A 21,817-nucleotide genomic window follows, 5' to 3' on the forward strand; every position below is an offset into this window, starting at 1 on the left:
CTCAACGCTCCACCAGCGCGATGCGCTTGTTGTACCAGTTCATGAATATCGAGATCGACAGGCTGACCGTGAGGTACGCGCCCATGATGATGAGGATGCCCTCGATCGCCTGGCCCGTCTGGTTCAGCGTGGTGTTGACCACCGACACGATGTCCGGATAGCCGATGGCGACCGCCAGCGAGCTGTTCTTCGTCAGGTTCAGGTACTGGCTGGTCATCGGCGGGATGATCACCCGCAGCGCCTGCGGCAGGATGACCAGGCGCAGCACCTGCTTGCGGCGCAAGCCCAGCGACCCGGCGGCTTCCCACTGGCCGTTGTTCACGGCCTGGATGCCCGAGCGCACCACTTCGGCGATGAACGCCGACGTGTAGATCACCAGACCCGCCAGCAACGCGGCGAATTCCGGCGACAGCGTCAGGCCGCCCGAGAAGTTGAAGCCCTTCAATTCCGGCATGTCCAGCGTCAGCGACGCGCCGCTGACGAGCCAGCCGATGACCGGCAGTCCGATCAAGAGGCCAATGGCCCAGCGGCCCAGCGGGAACATTTGGCCGGTGGCCTCATGGCGCTTCTTGCCGTAGTGGCCCAGGAAGATGATGGCCACGATGGCCAGCCCCAGCCCGGCCAGCATCCAATCCAGCGAATTGCCTTCCAGGCCGGGCACTTTCAGGCCGCGGTTGGAAATGAAGACGCCCGGCAACGGGTTGTGCGCCTGGCGCGGACCCGGCATGTTCTCGGTGATCAGCGCGTACCAGAAGAACAACTGCAGCAAGAGCGGCACGTTGCGCATCACCTCGACATAGACCGACGTGATCTTCGCCACCAGCCAGTTCTTGGACAGGCGGCCGATGCCGATCAGGGTGCCGAGGATGGTGGCCACCACGATGCCGATGACGGCGACGCGCAGGGTGTTGAGCAGGCCGACCAGAATGGCGCGGCCGTAATCGTTTGCGGGGGTGTAGGCGATGGGCGTTTCGCCAATCGCAAACCCGGCTTCGCGGCTCAGGAACCCGAAGCCCGTGGCGATATTGCGCACGGACAGGTTGTGAAGCGTGTTCGAAACCAGGAACCACACGGCCCAGGCGACCGCAGCCAGCGCTAGCACCTGGTAGACCACGGAGCGCACGCCGGGGTCGTTCCAGTTCAGCCGCCGGCGGGGCGCCGAAATCGGGGCGTTTTTATTGGAAGTCGTCATGTTGAATCTACAGAAGTCGTACACCGGGTGGCAACGCCGGCAAGGCCACGCCCCCCACTCCTGCCGCCCGCTCTTCGGCGGGGTAGGCAAAACGGAGCCCGAGGCTCCGTTTTGCCAGGCAGCCGTGTGTTAGCGCACCGGCCAGCCGTACATCAAACCGCCTTGCTTATACGACGCGTTCAAACCGCGCTCCAGCTTCATCGCGCTGTTCTTGCCCAGCGTGTTTTCGAAGCTTTCACCGTAGTTGCCCACGTTCTTGATGATGTTGAATGCCCACTTGTCGTCCACGCCCAGGTTCTTGCCCATGCCCGGGGTCACGCCCAGGATGCGCTGGATGTTGGGGTTGGGGCTCTTGGCCATTTCTTCGACGTTCGCCTTGGTGATGCCGTATTCCTCAGCTTCCAGCATGGCGTTCAGCGACCAGCGGACCACGTTGAACCATTGCTCGTCGCCCTGGCGGACCATGGGGCCCAGCGGCTCCTTGGAAAAGTCCTCCGGCAGGATGACGAACTTGTCCGGGTTCTCGAGCGTGGTGCGGGTGGAGGCCAGTTGCGACTTGTCGGTCGTGAAGGCGTCGCAGCGGCCGGCCGAGAAGGCGCGGATGATTTCGTCGTACTTGTCGATCACGACAGGCTTGAATTCGATCTTCTGGCCACGGAACCAGTCGGCCAGGTTCAGTTCGGTGGTGGTGCCCGGCTGCACGCAAATGGTGGCGCCGTTCAGTTCCTTCGCGCTCTTGACGTTCAGGTCCTTGGAGACCATGACGCCCTGCGAATCGTAGTAATTCACGCCTACGCCGATCAGGCCCAGCGTCGTGTCGCGGGTCAGCGTCACGGTGGTGTTGCGGGTCAGCACGTCCACTTCGCCGGACTGCAGCGCGGTAAAGCGTTGCTGCGTGTTCAGCGGGGTGAATTTGACCTTGGTGGCGTCGCCGAACATCGTCGAGGCGATGGCGCGGCACAGGTCCACGTCGATGCCCTTGTATTCACCCTTGCTATCGGCGATCGAGAACCCCGGAATGCCGGTCGAAACCCCGCACTGGACAAACCCTTTCTTCTTAACGTTATCGAAGGTCGCGCCCGCATTGGCAGCCGCGGATGCAGCGAACAATGCCGCGCCAATAGCAGCGAGTTTCAGTACTTTCATCGTGATCTCCGTGTGGGATAAATCGAGCCGTACGCGGGCCGGATCAGGCCGACGCATGGGGCGGATGGTAGCGTCCACGCAGCACGCGGCGCATCCGGGAATTCCCTTGAAATATAGGGACACTGGCGAAATCAAACGTTGTTTTCTCAAGAAAACGGGGACGTGTTTTAGCGCGAGCGATTTGTCCCAAGACGCATTCATTTCGTTCTGGCGAAAACGTGTCCAACTGGTCACATGGATACGCTTTTTCACAGCCTGCCCACCAAGAGGCTTAGGCCACCTTACTGTCCCCGAGTTACTATGGCGGCTTCATCTGACAGCCGCCATGATCGAATTCCAACACGTATTCAAATCATATGGTCGCGGCCGCAATATTCTGGCCGACATCAACTTCCGCGTCAGCGCGGGAGAATTCGTTTTCGTATCCGGGCCGTCCGGCGCCGGCAAGTCCACGCTGCTCAAGCTGATCGGCGGGCTGGAGCCCGCCAGCCGCGGATCCATCCAGGTCAATGGCCAGCGGCTGGACAAGCTGCCCGCGCGCGCCCGGCCGTATCTGCGCCGCGCGGTCGGCGTCATCCTGCAAGACACCCACCTGTTGTTCGATCGAAGCGCGTTCGAAAACGTGATGCTGCCGCTGGCCGTCCAGGGACACCCCTGGGATTCGGCCGCCTCCCGCGCCCGTGCCGCGCTGGACAAGGTGGGGCTGTCGGGCAAGGAAGACATGAACCCCATCGAACTGTCGGGCGGCGAACAACAGCGCCTGGCGATCGCGCGGGCCATCGTGAACCGGCCTGCCATCCTGATCGCCGACGAGCCTACCGCCAACCTTGACCACGACAACGCGCAACGCATCATGAACGTGTTCCGCGACTTCAACCGCGTGGGCGTCACGACGCTGATCGCCTCGCACGACCAGGACCTCATGGCGCGCTACGCCAGCCGCACCTTGCGCATCGATCCGGGCAAGTTCGCCGATTCCAACGGCCCGGCCTCGCCGCCGGACGCCGGGCAACCTCAGTCCGCCCCGGCCCGCGCTAGCGGCGCCCGCGCCGAACCTGGCTTCGGCCACCCGGGAGAATCGGCATGAACGCCTGGTTGCGGCAACACCGCTATGCGCTCCTGGTGACCCTGCGCCGACTGGCCAAGCAGCCGTTCTCGTCGCTGGCCAACCTGCTGGTGATGGCGCTGGCCCTGGCCCTGCCCCTGCTGGGCAGCGCCATCCTGGTGTCCGTGCAGCCCGTGGCGCGCGAGATGTCCGTCACTCCCGAAGTGACCGTGTTCATGCGCGTGGACGCCCCCGCCGGCGCCGCCGCCGACGTGGCCAAGCGCATCAAGGACGATTATTCGCAAGACGTGCGCGCAGTGCGCGTCGTGGGGCGTGACGCCGCCCTGGCCGACCTGCGCGCCAACCCCGCCTGGCAGCAAGCGCTGGCCGTTTTGCCCGGCAACCCGCTGCCGGACGCCGTCGTGGTGACGCTGGCCGACGGCGAGGACCTTGCCGGACGCGCCGACAAGCTGGCCGGCGCCTGGAAGCAATGGAATCACGTAGACCTGGTGCAGCTGGACAGCGCCTGGGTGCAGCGGCTGGAGGCCATCCTGCGGTTCGCCCGCATCGGCCTGGGTTTCCTGGCCGCTTGCGTGGCAGTCGTGGTGCTGGCCACCGTGTTCAACACCGTGCGCATGCAAGCGCTGTCGCAACGCGAGGAAATTGGCGTAGCCCGTCTGGTGGGCGCCACGGAATCCTTCGTCCGCCGGCCGTTCCTGTATCTGGGCGCCCTGTCGGGGGCCCTGGCTTCCTTGCTGGCCATCGGGGTGGCGGCCATTGCGCTGTCGCCGCTGAACGACGCGCTGCTGGGACTCGCCCGCAGCTATGGCGCCGAATTCGCGCTGCACCTGCCTGGCGCATCGGTGCTGATCGGAGCAGTCGTCGCCTCGGCCGCCCTGGGCGCACTGTCGGCCCGCTGGTCGGTCACGCGCAGCACGCGGTTCTGACCTTGGGTGGGCGAATGGCGAGCGGCCGGGCCCTGAGCGGCGCCGCCGCCGCCCCAGATGCCCCGGCAAACGCCACCCCAAACGCCACCCCAAACGCCGCGCCTAAAGCCACGTATAAAGCCCGATCCTCCCCGTGATCCGGGGAAAGGCGCGCCATCCGCCCGGCTACGATGGTTGCAAGCCGTCTTGATGAACGCGGCCGTTCGGGCCTGCGGACGCTTGCCCAACCGGCTGGGCGCCCTGCCAGGAAAGGAAAAAGCGAGAATGCTGGATGGAAATCAGGGACGCATTGCGTTGTCGCCGTTACAAGCATTTCTCCCGTTGTCTGCCGGGATATGCAAGAATAAAGCGACATTTTTTTACACTTTTTGAAACATTCGTTGTTTTGCCGAGCGCCGCCCTTCGTGTCCCAATCGCTGTTCTTGCCCCTTAAGTCCCATGGTCGCCCGTCTTGAAGCCCGTGCAACGCGCCACTATTTCGATAGCGCGTTCCAGTGTCAGGCGGTGAAAGTACTCCCCAACGAGTACTACGTCACCGACGAAGACCTGATGATCTCGACCGTACTCGGGTCGTGCGTCGCCGCCTGTATCCACGATCCGGTCAAGGGCGTGGGCGGCATGAACCATTTCATGTTGCCGGAAGGCGACATGCAGTCGCCCGCGTCCGCCACGATGCGCTATGGCGCCTTCGCGATGGAAGTGCTGATCAACGAGCTGCTAAAGGCGGGCGCCGTGCGCGACCGCCTGGAAGCCAAGGTGTTCGGCGGCGGCGCGGTGCTGAGCGCCATGCAGCAGATGAACATCGGCGAGCGCAACGGCGCATTCGTCCTGAACTACCTCAGGACCGAGGGCATTCCGGTCAAGGCGCAAGACTTGGGCGATGTGCACGCCCGCCGCATCAATTACTTCCCGCGTGACGGCCGCGTGATGGTGCGCAAGATGGCGCCGCACCACCAGCGTGCAGAAGAAATCATCGCCAAGCGCGAGCAGGCGGCGGCCCAGAGCGTGCAGGCCAAGACGCAAAGCCCCCCGCGCGTCGAACGCTTCACCCGGCCTGGCGTGGAACGGTTCGACAAGCCGGCGCGCCCCGGCGTGGAACGCTTCGACCGGCCCGCCCGGCCTGGCGTCGAACGCTTCGACACCGCGCTGAGCCGCTTGCGCAAATCGGAAACCACCGACAGCTGAATCCCGCGCTGCCTCAGAACCCGAAGCTGGCGCGGTACTGGCTGGGCGATACGCCCAGCCGGCGCATGAACACTTCGCGCAAGTGGCGGGCGTCGCGAAAGCCGCACTCGTAGGCCACGGTTTTCAGCGGACGCGCCTCGCGCTCCAGGCGCGCCCGCGCCGCATCCACCCGCACGCGCTCGACGAACTCGGCCGGCGTCACGCCCGCGTCGCGCAGGAACACCCGGGAAAAGTTGCGGCGGCTCATGTTGGCCACGGCGGCCAGCGCATCCAATCCAAGGTCTGCATCCAGGTGGCCCAACACGTGCTGCTGCACTTGCGCCACGGCCGATGTCTCTTCCACGAACGGCGTCAGGAACGGGCTGAACTGCGATTGCCCGCCGGCGCGCTGCGTGAACACCACCAGCCGCTTGGCCACATTCAGGGCGACATCCTGCCCGACGTCCTGCGCCAGCAGATACAGCGCCAGGTCGATGCCCGCCGTCACGCCCGCCGACGTATGCAATCGGCCGTCCTGCACATATAGCCGGTCGGCATCGACGCGCAGCGCCGGGTAACGCGCCGCCAACGCCGGCGCATCGTTCCAATGCGTGGTGACGGTGGCGTCCTGCAACAGGCCGGCGCGCGCCAAGAGGAAGGTGCCGTTGCAGATCGACCCGTAGCGCGGCGCCCGTTGGCACATCGCGCGCAGCCAGGCCAGCGTGTCGTCGGGTTCGCGCTGGCCCGGCAACGCGGGGCCGCCCGCCACCAGCAGCAGGTCAGGCGGATCGGCCACGTCCGCGTAGTAGCGCTGCGGCGCGAGCACCATGCCGTTGGAACACGGGACCGTGCCGCGCGTCAGGCCGATCAGCGCCAGTTGGTAGTGCTGCGCCGGCAACAAGAAGCGGTTGGCTTCGGCAAACACGTCCAGCGGTCCGCTGACATCCAGCGATTGCACGCCGGGAAAGACGACGATGGCGACGGTTTTCATGGGCTTCAAGGCAGGCGACGCGGCGCCGGACGGCAAAACGCTACCTTAGCCGACCGCTGCGGCCCCGGCGCGCCCCCACGGGCAAGCCTGGCCCGAAAGCGTGGCAACGCGGCCCGAAACCGCCCCTGCCTGCGCGCTTGGCCGCCAACCGCGCCACGCTGGCGCGATTGCGTTCATGCCGGCCCTGTCCCGCAGCCCGCCCCACCGGCAAGATCTCCCTGTCGTACCCGGCGCGCCGTCGCGCCCGCCACGCGCCCTGCAAACCCTCCCAACCCTTACCCCCCCAGGATCCTTGCCATGACGATGCCCCCAACCCTCGCCAGCGAACGCGTCGGCCCCGCCTTTTCCGTGGACGGCATGCTGGCCGCCCGCAACAAGACCCGCCAGGCCATCGCCGACGTCGCCGCCCGCATCCGGCCCGGCATGGTCGAGGAAGACGCCGTGCAACTTGCCCGGCAGACGCTGATCGACGCCGGCATGGCGCTCAGTTGGCACCCCACGCGCGTCCGCTTCGGCGCCAACACTTTGAAATCCATGCGCCAGCCGTCCGAACCCGGCGTGGTGCTGGGCGACGACGACATATTCTTCCTGGACATCGCGCCGCGCCTGGACGCCTGGGAAGGCGACGGCGGCAAGTCCTTCACCGTGGGCGGCAATGCCGACCATGCGCGCTGCGCCCGCGACGCCGAAGCGCTGTTCCACGACGTTCGCGGCGTATGGCGGCGCGAGCAGCTGACCGGACAGGAACTCTACGCCTACGCCGACCGCCAGGCGCGCTCGCTGGGATGGGAACTGAACTTCGACCTGCCGGGCCACCGCGTTTCCGATTTTCCGCATGCCGCGATCCACACCGGTTCGCTGGCGGAACTGGCCGCTACCCCGTCGGAGATGCGCTGGATCCTGGAGATCCACTTGCGCGATCCGGCCGGCCGTTTCGGCGCCTTCTTCGAAGACATGCTGTTGGGCGACGAGCACTACGCATAGGGCGTGTGCCGCGCCTACAATCGGCGCATGTCCACCGTCCGTCTCTTCTTCGCCCTGTGGCCGTCGCCCGCGCTTGCCGCATCGCTGGCCGGCTGGGCGGAACAGGCCCGGCCGACCACCGGCGGACGCGTCATGCGCACCGAAACGCTGCACCTGACCCTGGCCTTCCTGGGACCGGTCGACGTGCAACTGGCGGACGTGCTGGCAGCCGCCACGCCAGAACACCGGTTGCCCGCGGACGAGGTGGCGCTGGACCACTACGGTGTCTTCACCCGCCAGCGCATCCTCTGGGCGGGCCCGCGCCAGACGCCCGCCGGCCTGCAGGCCGCGCACGACGGCCTGTGGCAATGGCTGGCCGGTTTCGGCCTGGCCGCCCCGCCCCAGCCCTTCCGTCCGCACGTGACATTACTGCGCAACATCGAACATGCGCCGCCGCCCGACGCCACGCCAGCGCCGCTTGTCTGGCGCTACGACCGCATGGTCCTGGTGGCATCTGAATCCCTGACGGGCGGCAGCCGCTACCGCATCGTCGCGCAATCGCGCCCCGCCGACAGATAGCCCCGCTCTGGCACAATCACCCGGTTGCAACGACCAGGGATCACCATGATCATCCTGCTGGACCAAGACGGCGTGCTGGCGGATTTCGAGCACGCGTTCATCGACGCCTGGCGCACCCGCCACCCGGACATCGCCCCCGTCGAATTCGAAGACCGGAAATCCTTCTATATCCGCCAGGACTACGCGCCGGAACTGCGCGGCATGGCCGAAGCCATCTATACCGCCCCGGGATTCATCCGCAACCTGCCGCCCGTGCCGGGCGCGCTGGACGCCGTGCACGAATTGCTGGCCTTGGGGATGGACGTGCGGATCTGCACGTCGCCGCTATCGCAGTTCGAGAACTGCGTGGCCGAAAAGTACCTGTGGGTGGAAAAACACCTGGGACGCGAGGCCACCAACCGGCTGATCCTGACCAAGGACAAGACCCTGGTGCACGGCCATCTGCTGATCGACGACAAGCCACTGATCGAAGGCGCGACCAAGCCGCGCTGGAAGCACATTTTGTTTGACGCGCCCTACAACCGGCAGGTCGCAGATCGCCCCCGCATCACCTGGGCGAACTGGCGCAATGTGCTGGCGGGCGAGCTCTATACGGCAGACGAATGAGTCCGTGCGGGTCCTGTTCAGCGGTCATGGTTTAGGACTATTCTGTGCTGGCTGTACCCCCACCCCGGAGGAGCCCGCACCATGAATCTGCACCGTCTGCTCAAGCAGCGAGAAGCCGACCACAAGCCTTTGCGAGTTGCATTGCTGGGCGCCGGAAAGTTCGGCGCGATGTTCATGAGCCAGGCCCCCCGCACCCCGGGGATGCGGCTGGTGGCCGTGGCGGATCTGGCGCCCGCCCGCGCCCGCGCCGCGCTGACCCGCGTAGGCTGGCCGGCCAGCGCGCTGAACGCCGCCAGCACCAATGACGCGTTCAAGAACGGCAAGGTCTATTTCAGCGACGACCCCTACGCCATCATCGCCAGCCCCGACGTCGACATCGTCATCGACGCCACTGGCCAGGCCGCCGCCGGCATCGGCCACGTGCTGGCCTGCTGCGAACACGGCAAAGACATCATCATGGTCAACGTCGAGGCCGATGCGCTGGCCGGCCCGCTGCTGGCGCGCCGCGCGCGCGAGGCGGGCATCGTGTATTCGCTGGCCTACGGCGACCAGCCTGCCCTGATCTGCGAAATGGTGGACTGGGCGCGCGCCGCCGGCTTTGAAGTGATGGCGGCGGGAAAAGGCACCAAGTACCTGCCCGAATTCCATACGTCCACGCCAGACACGGTGTGGCCCTACTACGGGTTCACCGCCGAAATGGTCGCCGCCGGCGACTTCAATGCGCAGATGTTCAACAGCTTCCTGGACGGCACCAAGAGCGCCATCGAAATGGCGGCGGTGTCGAACGCCACGGGCCTTTTGCCGTCACCGTCGGGCCTGCATTTCCCGCCGTGCGGCGTGGACGATCTGGCCCGCGTGCTGCGCCCGCGCGAAGACGGCGGCATCCTGCACCATCGCGGGCAGGTGGAAGTGATCTCGTCCCTGGAACGCGACGGCCGGCCGGTCTTTCGCGACCTGCGCTGGGGCGTCTACGTGACGCTGGCCGCCGACAGCGATTACGTGCGGCGCTGCTTCCAGGAGTACGGGCTGGTCACGGATCCCAGCGGGAACTTCACCGCCATGTACAAGCCTTATCACCTGATCGGGCTGGAGCTGGGCATCAGCGTGGCCAGCGTCGGCCTGCGCCGCGAGCCCACCGGCGCGCCGGCCGGCTGGCATGGCGACGTGGTGGCCACCGCCAAGCGCGACCTGCAAGCGGGCCAGTTGCTGGACGGCGAAGGCGGCTACACGGTGTACGGCCGGCTGATGCCGGCGCCGGATTCGGTCGAAGAAGGCTATCTACCGCTGGGCCTGTCGCACCAGGTCAAGCTGAAGAACCCGGTGCGCCAATCGCAGGCGATACGCTGGCGCGACGTGGAATACGACGAGCGCTCGACGGCCGTGCAATTCCGCCGTGAGATGGAACAGACCTTCGCGTAGGCCAAGGCCCGCCCCGCCCGCCTAGACCGGCGCGGGGCGTTCGGCCTGGAACAGGCGCAGGCGGTCCGCCGCGTTGCGCAGGTGCTGTTCGGCCGCGCGGCCGGCGGCATCCGGATCCGACCCTTCGATCGCGGCGAAGATGGCCTGGTGTTCGCTTTGCACCGCAGCCATGCGTTCGGCGTACCGGCGCGCCGTGTTGTGGCGGGCGCTGCGGATCACCCGGCGCACGTTGGCTTCCAGGTAGTCGTTCAGCGCGACCAGATGCGGGTTGTGCGTGGCCTGCACGATGGCCTGATGGAACTGGTAGTCCTCTTCGTCGCCCAGCTTGTCGTTGATCAGCGCGTATTCCATGCCCACCAGCGCCTGGCGGATCTTCTTCAGGTCTTGCTCGGTGCGGCGCTGCGCCGCGTAGCGCGCGGCGGTGACTTCGATGGACAGCATCAGTTCCAGGATGTGCTCCAGGTCCTCGGTGTCGCCCGGCGTGGGCGCGGCGATGCGGAACGCGTTGCGCTGGAAATTCGGATCGACGAACACGCCGCTGCCTTGCTGCGACGTGATCAGCCCTTCCGACTTCAGGCGTGCCAGGGCTTCGCGCACGACCGCGCGGCTGACGGAATAGGTTTCGGTCAGCTGCTTTTCGGTGGGCAGGCGGTCCCCCGGGGCCAGCACCCCTTGGCGTATCTGCTCGGCCAGCGCGTCGCCCAAGGCCGCGGAAAGCGAACTCTTGGGCGCGGCGCGCGGCGGGTCCTGTTCTTGGGTAGGTTGCATGGAAAATCGTCGGATCGTGATGGCGGCGTCCTGCACTTTAAGCGATATAGATGCCGCCGTTGACCTGCATGACTTCGCCGGTCACGAAGCCCGCCAGCGGCGAACACAGGAACGCGATCGATCCGGCGATTTCCTCGGCCGTGCCGAAACGGCGCAAGGGCGTGCTTTCCAGCAGCTGCGCGCCCTTTTGGCCAATCAGGTCATGCGTCATGGACGTGGCGATGATGCCGGGCGCCACCGCATTCACGCGGATTTGCGGCGCAAGCTCCAGCGCCAGGCTGCGCGTGAAACTCTGCACGGCGCCCTTGGACGCCGAATAGGCGGCGTGCGCGTAGCTGCCGCGCTGGGCGGCCAAGGACGTCAACAACACGACCGACCCATTGTGGCGCAGGTGGCGCTGGGCCGCGCGGCACACGTAGAACGTGCCGTCCAGATTCACGCGCATCAGCGTGCGCCAAGCCTCGTCGCTGGTGTCCTTGACCAGTTGTTCCGGGTAGATGCCGGCGCAGTGGACCAGATGGTCCAGCCCGCCGAAATGCTTGGCTGCCGACTCGAACACGCGTTCGCAATCGTGCGACACGGACACATCCAGCGCGTGGGTGTAGACCCGCTGGCCGCTGGGATCCAGCTCGGCCGCGATCGCCTCCAGGCGCGCGTTGTCGATGTCGGTCAGCACCAGCCGGGCGCCGTGGGCGGCCATCAGCCGCGCCGTCGCCAAACCAATGCCATTGCCTGCGCCGGTGATGACGGCCACCTGTCCTTCGAACGAAATCATCCTGTCTCCAAAGCTCTCTATGGGCGGGCCGGCGGCCTGTCAAGCGCCAGCGGCTTCCTGGATTGAACTCCTGAATCCGCTGCTTGACACGAGAAAAACGCATGCCCTATGATTTATCGGACAACTTAATAAAGTTGCCTGACAACTTATTCCGAAAGCGTAAATCAAGTCGCGCTTTCAGGCAAGAAGGGTCGGAAAAACACGGCCGCAGGCCGCATGACAAACAGGCAGGGGACAACCAGGTGGAAATCACCGGCAGCACTACCGTATTCGCAATCGCGGCGGACCCGATCGCGCACGTCAAGACGCCCCAGCGGCTGAACGCCCTGCTGCGTGAACGTGCGATCGACGCCGTCATGGTCCCCTTCCATGTGTCCGTCGACGCCCTGCCCGGCCTGTTCACCGGCCTGCGCGGCCTGGCCAACCTGGGCGGCATCGTGGTCACGGTGCCCCACAAGGAACATGCCGCCACCCTGTGCGACGCCCTGACCCCGGCAGCCCAGCTGATCGGTGCGGTCAATGCCGTGCGCCTGCAAGACGGCGTGCTGACCGGCGGCAACTTCGACGGGCTGGGCTTTGTGGCCGGCTTGCGCAGCCAGGGGCATGACCCCGCCGGCCGCCACGTCTACCTGGCCGGCCTGGGCGGCGCCGGCAAGGCCATCGCCTGTGCCCTGGCCGACGCCGGCCCCGCCAGCCTGCGCCTGTACAACCGGTCGGCCGACAAGGCGCGCGCCTTCGCCGCGCACCTGGCCCGTCAATACCCCGACCTGGACATCCGCGTGGCGGATTCCGAGCCCGAACCCTGCGACATCGCTATCAACGCGACCTCGCTGGGCCTTCAAGACACCGATCCCCTGCCCTTCCCCGTAGACGCCCTGGCCCCCGGCACGGTCGTGGCCGACGCCGTGATGAGCCGCGTCGACACCCCCTTGCTGCGCGCCGCCGCCGCGCAAGGCTGCCGCACGCATCCCGGCCTGTACATGCTGGAAGGACAACTCACCGAAATTGCCCGCTTTCTGGGCGTAGAAGAGCCGCAGCAAAGCGCGCTTGCTTGATTCACGGACTTACCACTCCCGTCCCACGGAGGAGACACACATGAAATTGGCTTTCACCACCGGCCTGCTGTGCCTGGCCGGCATGGCCGCATCGGCGCACGCCGCGCCCGTCAAGATCGGCCTGATCGAAACGCTGTCGGGCCCGCAGGCCTCGACAGGCCTGATTTTCCGGGCCGCCGTCAAATATGAACTGGACCGCATCAACGCGGCCGGTGGCTGGAACGGCCAGCCGCTGGAACTGGTCGAATTCGACAACCAGGGCGGCCCTGTGGGCGCGTCCGACCGCTTCCGCGCCGCCGCCGCCGAAGGCGTGCAGGTCCTGGTGCAGGGCTCGTCTTCCGCCATCTCGGGCCAGTTGACCGAAGACGTGCGCAAGCACAATCTGCGCAACCCGGGCAAGGAAGTCGTCTTCCTGAACGTGGGCGGCGAAGCGCTGGAGCTGACGGGCCAGAAGTGCCACTTCTACCATTTCCGTTTCGCCACCAACGCCGACCTGCGCGTGAAGTCGCTGGCCTCGGTGATGTCGGCCGACGGCACGCTGGGCAAGCGCGTGTACGCCATCAACCAGAACTATTCCTGGGGCCAGGACATGGAAGGCGCCACCGAGCGCTTCGCCAAGCAGTACGGCTATGAAGTGGTGGGCAAGACGCTGCACGAAGTCAACAAGATCCAGGATTTCGCCCCCTACGTCGCGCGTATCCGCTCAGCCACGCCCGACACCGTCATCACGGGCAACTGGTCCAACGACCTGTTGCTGCTGATGAAGGCCACGCAGGCCGCCGGCCTGAAGGTGCGCTTCGCCACGGTGTTCCTGGACCAGGTGGGCAACCTGGCCAACGCGGGTGAAGTGGCCCTGGGCCATTACATCGCGCACCCGTACAACATCGAAGCCGCGGGCGACGAAGGCGCCAAGTTCGCCGAAGACTACAAGGCGAAGACCGGCCACTACCCCAGCTACACGGAACCGCAGACCGTCATCGGCGTGCGCTTCCTGGGCGAAGCGCTCAAGCAGGTGCCGCCTCAGGACGGCAAGCTCTCCGTGCCGGCGCTGGCAAAGGCGCTGGAAAAGGTCACCTACACCTCGACGCTGGGCACCTACACGATGCGCGCCGAAGACCATCAGGTGCAATTGCCGATGGTCGTGTCCAAGGTAAGCAAGAACGCCAAGTACAAAGCCGACGGCACCGACATGGGCTTCGAGCCGGTGAAGGTGCTGGCGGCGGCGGACGTGTCGGCGCCGGTGCAGGCCACGTGCAAGATGCAGCGGCCGGATTGATGGAAGGGTGATGGGTTGCGCGCGCTGGCGTCCCGCGCGCGCAACCCGTCGTCGTCCACCGCAAGAACACGCGCACACCGGCGCGGGCCGGAAAAACAACGTGCGCGATCGCTCGCGGGACGCCACGCGTCCTAGCGCAAGAAATATGGAGCGGACATGGAATTCTTTACCGTCTCGCTGTTGAACGGCGTGATTTACGGCCTGCTGCTATTCATGGTGTCGGCAGGCCTGACTTTGATTTTCGGAATGATGGGCGTGCTGAATTTCGCGCACGCCTCGTTCTACATGATTGGCGCGTACGCCGCCTACACGCTGACGCCCGTCACCGGATTCTGGACGGCGCTGGTGCTGGCCACGGTCATCGCGGGCGTGCTGGGCATGGGCGTCGAGCGTTTCTTCCTGCGTCGCGTCCACAAGTTCGGCCACGCGCAGGAACTGCTGGTGACGTTCGGCCTGGCGTTCATCGTGGCCGAGCTGATCAAGCTGTTCTATGGCGACTTTCCCGTGGATTACCGCGTGCCGCCGTTCCTGAATTTCGCGGCCTTCCGCGTGTTCGACGCGGACTACCCCTTTTACCGCCTGTTGATGGGCGGCGTGTCGCTGGCGATGTTCGCCGTGATCTACCTGCTGCTGTCGCGCACCCGCGTCGGTATCGTGGTGCGGTCGGCCATCTACCGCCCGCGCATGGCCGAAGCCCTGGGCCACAACGTGCCGCTGGTTTTCATGAGCGTATTCGGCGTGGGCGCGGCGATGGCGGGCCTGGCGGGCGCCGTGGCCGGCGCCTTCTACACCACCAACCCCAACATGGCGCTGGAGCTGGGCGTGCTGGTGTTCGTGGTGGTCGTCGTGGGCGGCCTGGGCTCGCTTGAGGGCGCGATGATCGCGTCGCTGCTGATCGGCCTGATCAGTTCGTTCTCGGTTGGCATCGACGCCAGCCTGGCGTCCCTGTTCGGCCTGTTCGGCGCGGGCGAGTGGGCCGAAAGCGTGGGCGGCCTGATGACCGTGAAGATTTCCAGCCTGGCGGCGACCCTGCCCTTCCTGCTGATGCTGGTCGTGCTGCTGGTCAAGCCGTCCGGCCTGAAGGGAGAACAGGCATGAATCCTACCCGTATCGCCTCGGGCGCCCTGCTGCTGATCGTCTGCGTGGGCCTCCTGTGCGCGCTGCCCTGGCTGCTGCCTCCGGGCCAGCTGGTGGCGGCCGTGCAGATGCTGATCGCGGCGCTCTTTGCCTGCGCCTTCAATCTGCTGGCGGGCCAGGGCGGCATGCTGTCCTTCGGCCACGCCGCGTACTTCGGCGTGGGCACCTTCGCCACCATCCACGCCATGAACGCGCTGGGCGGCGCGGGCTTGTTGCCTACGCCGCTGATGCCGCTGGCGGGCGGCGTGGCCGGCCTGCTGTTCGGCGTGGTCGCGGGCTGGTTCGCCACCATGCGTTCCGGCGTGTACTTTTCGATGATCACCCTGGCGCTGGCGGAACTGCTGCACGCGCTGGCGCCGCACTTGAAAGGCGTGTTCGGCGGCGAGGCCGGCGTGTCGGCCATGCGCATGCCGGCGTGGGGCTTCACCTTCGGGTCGGACATCGAGGTGTACTTCCTGGTGCTGGCCTGGGTGCTGATCTCGCTGGCTGCCCTGTACGGCCTGACCCGCACGCCGCTGGGCCGGTTAACTCTGGGCCTGCGCGAAAACGCCAACCGGCTGCGCTACCTGGGCTACCGCCCGCATGCGTTGAAGACGATGGTGTTCGCGCTGTCGGCCATGTTCGCCGGCATCGCGGGCGGCTTGCAGGCCTTGAACATCGAGGCCGGCAACTACGTGCTGTTCGAGGTGAAACTGTCCACCGACGCGGTGCTGTTCGCCTACATCGGCGGCGTCAACGCCTTCCTGGGCCCGGTGCTGGGCGCATCCATCCTGACGTTCCTGTCGCAGACGCTGGCCGACATCACCCGGTCGTGGCTGCTGTACCAGGGCATCCTGTTCGTGCTGGTGATGCTGTTCGTGCCGGATGGCCTGGTGGGCCTGGTGCAACGCGCCGCCAAGTCGCTGCGCGAGCGCGGGCTGGCCAACTGGCTGCCGCGCGCCGCGTTGTCGGTGGCGGGCGGCCTGCTCTTGACCGCCGCCACCGTCTTCTCGGTGGAACTGCTGCAACGCATGTTCGCCCGCGACTACCGCTCGCTGCTGGCCATGAATCCCGAAGCCGGGTGGCCGCCCATCCCGCTCTTCGGCCAGGCGTGGGCGCCGCTTGCGCTGTCCACCTGGCTGATCCCGCTGGCGCTGTTCGCCGTGGGCCTGGCGGCCTGCCGCTGGGCGCTGGCCCTGTGGCGCGACGACGGCGCCACCGCCCCTGTGCTGGAGCCCGCAAAATGAGCCACGACATCCTGACCCTGACCGACGTGCGCAAGTCCTTTGGCGAAGCGCAAATCATCCGCGGCGTGAACCTGGCGATCGACGCTGGCGAACGGCATGCGGTCATCGGCCCCAACGGCGCCGGCAAGTCCACCCTGTTCCACCTGATGTCGGGCTCGTTCGCGCCCACGTCTGGCGACATCAGCCTGCGGTCCCGTTCCATCGGCGGCCTGGCGCCCGAAGCCATCAACCGCCTGGGGCTGGCACGCTCGTTCCAGATCACCAATGTGTTCCCGCGCCTGTCCGTACGCGAGAACCTGCGCCTGGCCGTGCTGCGCATGCACGGGCTGGTCTACAACTTCTGGCGGCCCATCGCACGCCACCGCGCCGTCAACGAAGACGTGGACCGCCTGCTGGAGAAAGTTCGCCTGACGGCCAAGCAAGGCACGGCCGCCGGCGACCTGAACTACTCCGAACAGCGCTCGCTGGAAATCGGCATGACGCTGGCCTCGCGCCCGAAAGTCATCTTGCTGGACGAGCCGATGGCCGGCATGTCGCAGCACGAGGTCGACTACACGGTCGAACTGATCAAGGACGTGACGCGCGACTGCACCCTGCTGATCGTCGAGCACGACATGCAGGTGGTGTTCTCGCTGGCCGACCGCATCAGCGTGCTGGTATACGGCGAAATACTGGCCACCGGCACGCCCGCCGAGATCCGCGGCGACGCCCGCGTGCGCGAAGCCTACCTGGGAGAGGAAACGGTATGACGACGCAATCCCCCCTGCTCAGCCTGCAAGGCGTGCACGCGCACTACGGCAAGAGCCACATCCTGCACGGCATCGACCTGTCCATCGGGCGCGGCGAAGTCGTGAGCCTGCTGGGCCGCAACGGCGCGGGCCGCTCCACCACCATGAAAAGCATCATGGGCCTGGTGGATGTGACCGGCGGGCGCATCGCTATCGAAGGCCGCGACATCACCAACAAGCGCCCCTTCGAGATCGCACGCGCCGGCCTGGGCTTCGTGCCGGAAGAGCGCGAGGTGTTCGCCAACCTGACGGTGGACGAGAACCTGCGCATGGGTGAACAGCCCAAGCGCGAGGACGCGCCCTTCTGGACCGTGGCGCAGATGTTCGACTACTTCCCGCGTTTGAAGGAACGCAGCAATACCAAGGCTGGCAACCTGTCGGGCGGCGAACAGCAGATGCTGACCATGTGCCGATCGCTCTTGGGCAACCCCAAGGTCATGCTGATCGACGAGCCCACCGAAGGGTTGGCGCCGAAGATCGTGGAAGTGATCGCCGACGTGATCCGCGACATCCACAAGCGCGGCGTGTCGGTCGTGCTGGTCGAGCAGAAGCTGACCATCGCGCTGAAAGTGTCGACCCGCATCAGCGTCATGGGCCACGGCCGCATCGTGTTCGAAGGGCCGCCCGCGCAGTTGCATGAGCGCCAGGACATCGTGCAGGAATGGCTGGCCGTCTGACGCGCCGCCACGCAACCTCTTCTACAGGCAAACACCTTGGACAACCCTACTGAAGTCATCCACAGCGACCTGCGCGGCCAGACCGTCGTGATCACCGGCGGCGCCAAAGGCATCGGCTTTTCCACCGCGCAGGCATTCGTGCGCCAAGGCGCCCGCATCGCGCTGCTGGACATGGACGCCGCCGCCCTCGCCGCCGCCGTGGCCGAGCTGACATCCGACGGCGGCCAAGCCATCGCGGTGCAGGCTTCCGTCACCGACGCAGACGCCGTCGAACGCGCCTTCGCCCAGGTCGAACAGACCTGGGGCCGCATCGACGTGCTGGTCAACAACGCCGGCATCTCGGCCAACAAGCCCACGCTGGAAGTGACCATCGACGAATGGCGCCGCGCGGTCGACATCAACCTGACCGGCGTCTTCCTGTGCGCGCAGGCCGCCGGCCGCCGCATGGTGCCTGCGGGCTCGGGCAGCATCATCAACCTGGCCTCCATGTATGGCGTGGTGGCGGCGCCCGACCGCGCCGCCTACTGCGCGACCAAAGGCGCGGTGGTGCTGCTGACGGAAACGCTGGCGGTGGAATGGGGCCCGATGGGCGTGCGCGTCAACGCGCTGGCGCCCGGCTATGTCGAAACCGATTTGGTGCGCGACCTGGCCGCACGCGGCCGACTGGACCCCGAACGCCTGAAACAACGCACCCCGCTGCGCCGCATGGCGCAGCCGGCCGAAATGGCCGACCTGGCGGTCTTCCTGGCCTCGCGCCAGGCCGCCTACATCACCGGACACACCCTGGTGGCCGACGGCGGTTGGAGCCGCTACAGCTACCTTTAACCGCATCGACGCTTAAAACATTCTGGAGATTCACTCATGGCCACCTACCAACCGCTTGAGCCCCAAGCGCCCTGGCGGCAACTGACGGTCGAGGCAAAGGACTGGCAGCAGGCGGACCCCGCCCTGCTGGACACCATGCTCACCCAGTTGCACTGGATCCGCGCCTTTGAAGAGGCCGTGCTGGACCTGGCCGCCGAAGGCCTGGTGCACGGCCCCGCGCATTCGTCCGTGGGCCAGGAAGGCGGCGCCGTCGGTTCGGTGCTGGCCTTGGGCGCCGGCGACCAGATCAACGGTTCGCACCGCGGCCACCACCAGTTCCTGGCCAAGGCGCTGCAGCACGTCGCCCCGCTGGGCCTGGATCCGCGCAACCCGCTTACCCCCGCCATCGATGACGTCCTGCAGAAGACGCTGGCCGAGATCATGGGTCTGGCCCAGGGCTATTGCCGCGGCCGTGGGGGCAGCATGCACTTGCGCTGGCTGGAAGCAGGCGCGCTGGGCACCAACGCCATCGTGGGCGGCGGCGTGCCGTTGGCGGCTGGCGCGGGCTGGGCGCACAAGCACGCCGGCACCGACCGGGTGGCGGTGACGTACTTCGGCGACGGCGCGGTAAACATCGGTTCCGTGCTGGAAACGATGAACCTGACCGCCGCATGGAAGACGCCGCTGTGCTTCTTCATCGAGAACAACCGCTACGCCGTGTCGACCACGGTGGAAGAGTCCACGGCGGAACCCCGCCTGTCGGCACGCGGCCTGGCGTTCAACATCCCGTCGTGGAAAGTGGACGGCATGGACCCGCTGGCCGTGCACCTGGCCATGTCGGAAGCCGTGGCGCACATGCGCGCCGGCCATGGCCCGACCATCGTGGAAGTGGACGTGTACCGCTTCTTCCACCAGAACGGCCCGTTCCCGGGCAGCGCCTTCGGTTACCGCACCAAGGACGAAGAAGCGCAATGGCGCCGCCGCGATCCGCTGGACAAGATCGCGTCCGAAATGATCGGCCGCGCGCTGATCACGCAAGCTGAGGTGGACACGCTGCGCCAACGCTGCAAGGACGTCATGAAGGACGTGTCCGGCCGCCTGACCGAAGCCGTCGAAGGCGGCAAGCGCCGCGTGCGCGCCGACCTCTGGCCCAGCCCCGACTTCCGCGACGTGGGCCTGCGCAGCGACGGCGCTGAACTGGCCGGGTTGCGCTACCAGGACGTCGACGGCTACACGGGCGAGAAGGCCGAACGCAAGTTCGTCGACGCCGTCGCCGACGTGCTGGACCGCCGCATGGAAACCGATGACGGCGTGGTCGTGCTGGGCGAAGACGTGCACCGCCTGAAGGGCGGCACCAACGGCGCCACGCGCGGCCTGAAAGACAAGTATCCCGACCGCGTGCTGGGCACCCCGATTTCGGAAAACGCCTTCGCCGGCCTGGGCGGCGGCTTGGCGATGGACGGCCGCTACAAGCCCGTCGTCGAATTCATGTATCCCGATTTCATGTGGGTCGCGGCCGACCAGATCTTCAACCAGATCGGCAAGGCCCGCCACATGTTCGGCGGCGACATCGACGTGCCCTTCGTGCTGCGCACCAAGGTCGCGATGGGCACGGGCTACGGCTCGCAGCACTCGATGGACCCGGCTGGCATCTTCGCCACGGCGCCGGGCTGGCGCATCGTGGCCCCGTCCACACCCTTCGAGTACGTGGGCTTGATGAACACCGCCCTTGCCTCCAAGGACCCGGTGCTCGTCATCGAGCACGTGGACCTGTATGCGTCGTCGGGCGAGATGCCGGCAGGCGATCTGGACTACGCCATCCCCTTCGGCAAGGCCCGCGTGCGCCGTACCGGCGGCAAAGTCACCATCCTGACCTATCTGTCGATGGTCAGCCGCGCGCTCAAGGCTGCTGAAGAGGCAGGCGTGGACGCCGAAGTGATCGATCTGCGTACGCTGGATCGGGCCAGCCTGGACTGGGAGACCATCGGCGCCAGCATCCAGAAGACCAACAACGTGCTGATCGTCGAGCAGGGCGTGCGTGGCACGTCCTACGGCGCCATGCTGTCCGACGAGATCCAGCGCCGCTACTTCGATTGGCTGGACCAGCCGATCAAGCGCGTCACCGGCGGCGAGGCCTCGCCCAGCATCTCGAAGGTGCTGGAACGCGCGGCGTTCGCGGATACCGAGGAAGTGCTGGCCGGCCTGGCCGACGTGCTGGCCGACCTGGGAGAACAAGCATGAGCGCGCTGCAAATGACCGTGCCGATGGAAATCGGCATCTGCTGCAAGGACCTGGACGCGCTGCTGGCGTTCTATACCGACGTCGTCGGCCTGACGCTCGTCAACCGGGTGAGCGTGCCCGCCGACATGGCCCGCGCGACCGGCCTGACGGAGCACGGCTACAGCGTGGCGCGTCTGCAGACTTCCTACGGCGAGCGCATCAAGCTGCTGCAGCCCGGCGTGGCGCCGGAATCCGCCGTGCGCGGCGCCGCGATCCTGGACCGCCAGGGCACCACCTACCTGACCTTCATCGTGCGCGATCTGGCCGGCGCGGTGCGCAACCTGGAATCCAAGGGCGTCGTGTTCGACAGCGCGCCCGCGCCGATGGAAGTGCGCCCCGGCACCTGGCTGGCGTTCTTCCGCGACCCCGAAGGCAATGTGCTGGAACTGGTCGAGTACGACGACCCCGCCGCCTACCGGCCCGATCTGGCCGCCGCCGCAAACTAGGACGAACATCGTGGCACACCTTATCAAGCTCCCCTCCGTTGCCGCCGACACGTCGGGCGGCAACCTGCACCAGTGGCTGAAGAAAGAAGGCGACAAAGTCGCCGTCGGCGATGCGCTGGCGGAAATCGAAACCGAAAAGGCCATCGTCGAAATCAACGCCGAACACGCCGGCGTGCTGGGCCGCATCGTGGTCCAGGCCGGCGCCGCGTCGGTGCCAATCAACACCGTGATCGGCGTGCTGCTGGCCGACGGCGATGATGCCTCGGCGATTGATCGCGCATTGGCCGAACACGGCGGGGCGGCCACGGCCGCCACGACCGAACCTGCGGCAGCGACCGCGTCGACGGTTGCCGCTACGCCGCCCGCCGCAGGAGCGCCTGCCGCAGGAACGCCTGCCGCAGGAGCGCCTGCCGCAGCGTCGGCTGGCGTGCCATCCTCCACCGCCGCCGTTCCTGGCGGACGCCTGTTCGCCAGCCCGCTGGCGCGCCGTCTGGCGTCGCAATGGCATGTGGACCTGCTGGGCGTGACGGGCA

Annotated in this window: 22 protein-coding genes; 17 read left to right on the forward strand and 5 right to left on the reverse strand. The window is 66.7% G+C overall.

Features of this window, described 5'->3' with window-relative positions; all coding sequences use genetic code 11:
• Nucleotide 1: 1 nt before the first annotated feature.
• Entirely contained in the window at nucleotides 2-1,192 is a 1,191-nt protein-coding gene (locus HG262_RS03520) for an amino acid ABC transporter permease (protein WP_169269716.1), read from the reverse strand.
• 129 nt (nucleotides 1,193-1,321) lie between these two features.
• Entirely contained in the window at nucleotides 1,322-2,338 is a 1,017-nt protein-coding gene (locus HG262_RS03525) for an amino acid ABC transporter substrate-binding protein (protein WP_169269717.1), read from the reverse strand.
• Nucleotides 2,339-2,663: 325 nt separating this feature from the next.
• Here HG262_RS03525 and HG262_RS03530 point away from each other — a divergent pair, with 325 nt between their 5' ends.
• The 3 genes from HG262_RS03530 to cheD all read left to right on the forward strand — a co-directional run bounded on the left by HG262_RS03530 (nucleotide 2,664) and on the right by cheD (nucleotide 5,515).
• On the forward strand, nucleotides 2,664-3,425 hold the full coding sequence (locus tag HG262_RS03530) for an ATP-binding cassette domain-containing protein (protein ID WP_169269718.1): 762 nt from the start codon (nucleotides 2,664-2,666) through the stop codon (nucleotides 3,423-3,425).
• Nucleotides 3,422-4,330, forward strand: a complete 909-nt coding sequence (locus HG262_RS03535) for a permease-like cell division protein FtsX (RefSeq protein ID WP_169269719.1) — start codon at nucleotides 3,422-3,424, stop codon at nucleotides 4,328-4,330. Before HG262_RS03530 ends, HG262_RS03535 begins: the two co-directional genes overlap by 4 nt.
• A 438-nt stretch (nucleotides 4,331-4,768) precedes the next feature.
• Nucleotides 4,769-5,515 (forward strand): chemoreceptor glutamine deamidase CheD, encoded by a 747-nt coding sequence (gene cheD, locus HG262_RS03540; protein WP_169269720.1) that lies wholly within the window; start codon nucleotides 4,769-4,771, stop codon nucleotides 5,513-5,515.
• Between the two features lie 13 nt (nucleotides 5,516-5,528).
• Here cheD and HG262_RS03545 read toward each other — a convergent pair whose 3' ends face one another.
• Nucleotides 5,529-6,485, reverse strand: a complete 957-nt coding sequence (locus HG262_RS03545) for a DJ-1/PfpI family protein (protein ID WP_169269721.1) — start codon at nucleotides 6,483-6,485, stop codon at nucleotides 5,529-5,531.
• Between the two features lie 297 nt (nucleotides 6,486-6,782).
• Here HG262_RS03545 and HG262_RS03550 point away from each other — a divergent pair, with 297 nt between their 5' ends.
• The 4 genes from HG262_RS03550 (at nucleotide 6,783) to HG262_RS03565 (ending at nucleotide 10,052) form a co-directional block, all read left to right on the forward strand.
• A complete protein-coding gene (locus HG262_RS03550) occupies nucleotides 6,783-7,469 on the forward strand; it encodes a M24 family metallopeptidase (RefSeq protein ID WP_169269722.1) in 687 nt (228 codons plus the stop codon).
• A 27-nt stretch (nucleotides 7,470-7,496) separates the two neighbouring features.
• Nucleotides 7,497-8,027, forward strand: coding sequence for an RNA 2',3'-cyclic phosphodiesterase (thpR, locus tag HG262_RS03555; RefSeq protein WP_169269723.1), 531 nt, complete (start codon nucleotides 7,497-7,499; stop codon nucleotides 8,025-8,027).
• Between the two features lie 45 nt (nucleotides 8,028-8,072).
• The gene (locus HG262_RS03560) at nucleotides 8,073-8,633 is read left to right on the forward strand and encodes a 5'-3'-deoxyribonucleotidase (protein ID WP_169269724.1); all 561 of its coding nucleotides are present in this window, start codon (nucleotides 8,073-8,075) and stop codon (nucleotides 8,631-8,633) included.
• Nucleotides 8,634-8,714: 81 nt separating this feature from the next.
• Nucleotides 8,715-10,052: a flagellar biosynthesis protein FlgA gene (locus HG262_RS03565; protein ID WP_169269725.1), complete on the forward strand. Its 1,338-nt coding sequence runs from the start codon at nucleotides 8,715-8,717 to the stop codon at nucleotides 10,050-10,052.
• 21 nt (nucleotides 10,053-10,073) lie between these two features.
• Here HG262_RS03565 and HG262_RS03570 read toward each other — a convergent pair whose 3' ends face one another.
• Both HG262_RS03570 and HG262_RS03575 read right to left on the reverse strand, forming a co-directional pair.
• On the reverse strand, nucleotides 10,074-10,820 hold the full coding sequence (locus HG262_RS03570) for a FadR/GntR family transcriptional regulator (RefSeq protein ID WP_169269726.1): 747 nt from the start codon (nucleotides 10,818-10,820) through the stop codon (nucleotides 10,074-10,076).
• A 37-nt stretch (nucleotides 10,821-10,857) separates the two neighbouring features.
• Nucleotides 10,858-11,595: an SDR family NAD(P)-dependent oxidoreductase gene (locus HG262_RS03575; protein WP_169269727.1), complete on the reverse strand. Its 738-nt coding sequence runs from the start codon at nucleotides 11,593-11,595 to the stop codon at nucleotides 10,858-10,860.
• A 242-nt stretch (nucleotides 11,596-11,837) separates the two neighbouring features.
• Between HG262_RS03575 and HG262_RS03580 the strand changes: the two genes are divergently transcribed.
• The 10 genes from HG262_RS03580 to HG262_RS03625 form a co-directional block, all read left to right on the forward strand.
• On the forward strand, nucleotides 11,838-12,650 hold the full coding sequence (locus HG262_RS03580; RefSeq protein WP_169269728.1) for a shikimate dehydrogenase: 813 nt from the start codon (nucleotides 11,838-11,840) through the stop codon (nucleotides 12,648-12,650).
• 40 nt (nucleotides 12,651-12,690) lie between these two features.
• Complete coding sequence (locus HG262_RS03585) at nucleotides 12,691-13,926, forward strand: branched-chain amino acid ABC transporter substrate-binding protein (protein ID WP_169269729.1); 1,236 nt, start codon at nucleotides 12,691-12,693, stop codon at nucleotides 13,924-13,926.
• A gap of 156 nt (nucleotides 13,927-14,082) precedes the next feature.
• Nucleotides 14,083-15,024: a branched-chain amino acid ABC transporter permease gene (locus HG262_RS03590; protein ID WP_169269730.1), complete on the forward strand. Its 942-nt coding sequence runs from the start codon at nucleotides 14,083-14,085 to the stop codon at nucleotides 15,022-15,024.
• The gene (locus HG262_RS03595; RefSeq protein ID WP_169269731.1) at nucleotides 15,021-16,289 is read left to right on the forward strand and encodes a branched-chain amino acid ABC transporter permease; all 1,269 of its coding nucleotides are present in this window, start codon (nucleotides 15,021-15,023) and stop codon (nucleotides 16,287-16,289) included. Before HG262_RS03590 ends, HG262_RS03595 begins: the two co-directional genes overlap by 4 nt.
• The gene (locus tag HG262_RS03600; protein ID WP_169269732.1) at nucleotides 16,286-17,038 is read left to right on the forward strand and encodes an ABC transporter ATP-binding protein; all 753 of its coding nucleotides are present in this window, start codon (nucleotides 16,286-16,288) and stop codon (nucleotides 17,036-17,038) included. The genes HG262_RS03595 and HG262_RS03600 overlap by 4 nt, the downstream gene beginning before the upstream one ends.
• Nucleotides 17,035-17,754, forward strand: coding sequence for an ABC transporter ATP-binding protein (locus HG262_RS03605; RefSeq protein ID WP_169269733.1), 720 nt, complete (start codon nucleotides 17,035-17,037; stop codon nucleotides 17,752-17,754). Before HG262_RS03600 ends, HG262_RS03605 begins: the two co-directional genes overlap by 4 nt.
• Nucleotides 17,755-17,790: 36 nt before the next feature.
• A complete protein-coding gene (locus tag HG262_RS03610; RefSeq protein WP_169269734.1) occupies nucleotides 17,791-18,579 on the forward strand; it encodes an SDR family NAD(P)-dependent oxidoreductase in 789 nt (262 codons plus the stop codon).
• Between the two features lie 36 nt (nucleotides 18,580-18,615).
• Complete coding sequence (locus HG262_RS03615; protein ID WP_169269735.1) at nucleotides 18,616-20,799, forward strand: dehydrogenase E1 component subunit alpha/beta; 2,184 nt, start codon at nucleotides 18,616-18,618, stop codon at nucleotides 20,797-20,799.
• Complete coding sequence (locus HG262_RS03620) at nucleotides 20,796-21,284, forward strand: VOC family protein (protein ID WP_169269736.1); 489 nt, start codon at nucleotides 20,796-20,798, stop codon at nucleotides 21,282-21,284. Before HG262_RS03615 ends, HG262_RS03620 begins: the two co-directional genes overlap by 4 nt.
• Nucleotides 21,285-21,294: 10 nt before the next feature.
• The coding region (locus HG262_RS03625) for a biotin/lipoyl-containing protein (protein ID WP_169269737.1) at nucleotides 21,295-21,817 on the forward strand (523 nt) is incomplete at its 3' end.

It is taken from the genome of Achromobacter sp. Bel (genome assembly GCF_012928505.1).
Lineage (GTDB): Bacteria > Pseudomonadota > Gammaproteobacteria > Burkholderiales > Burkholderiaceae_B > Achromobacter.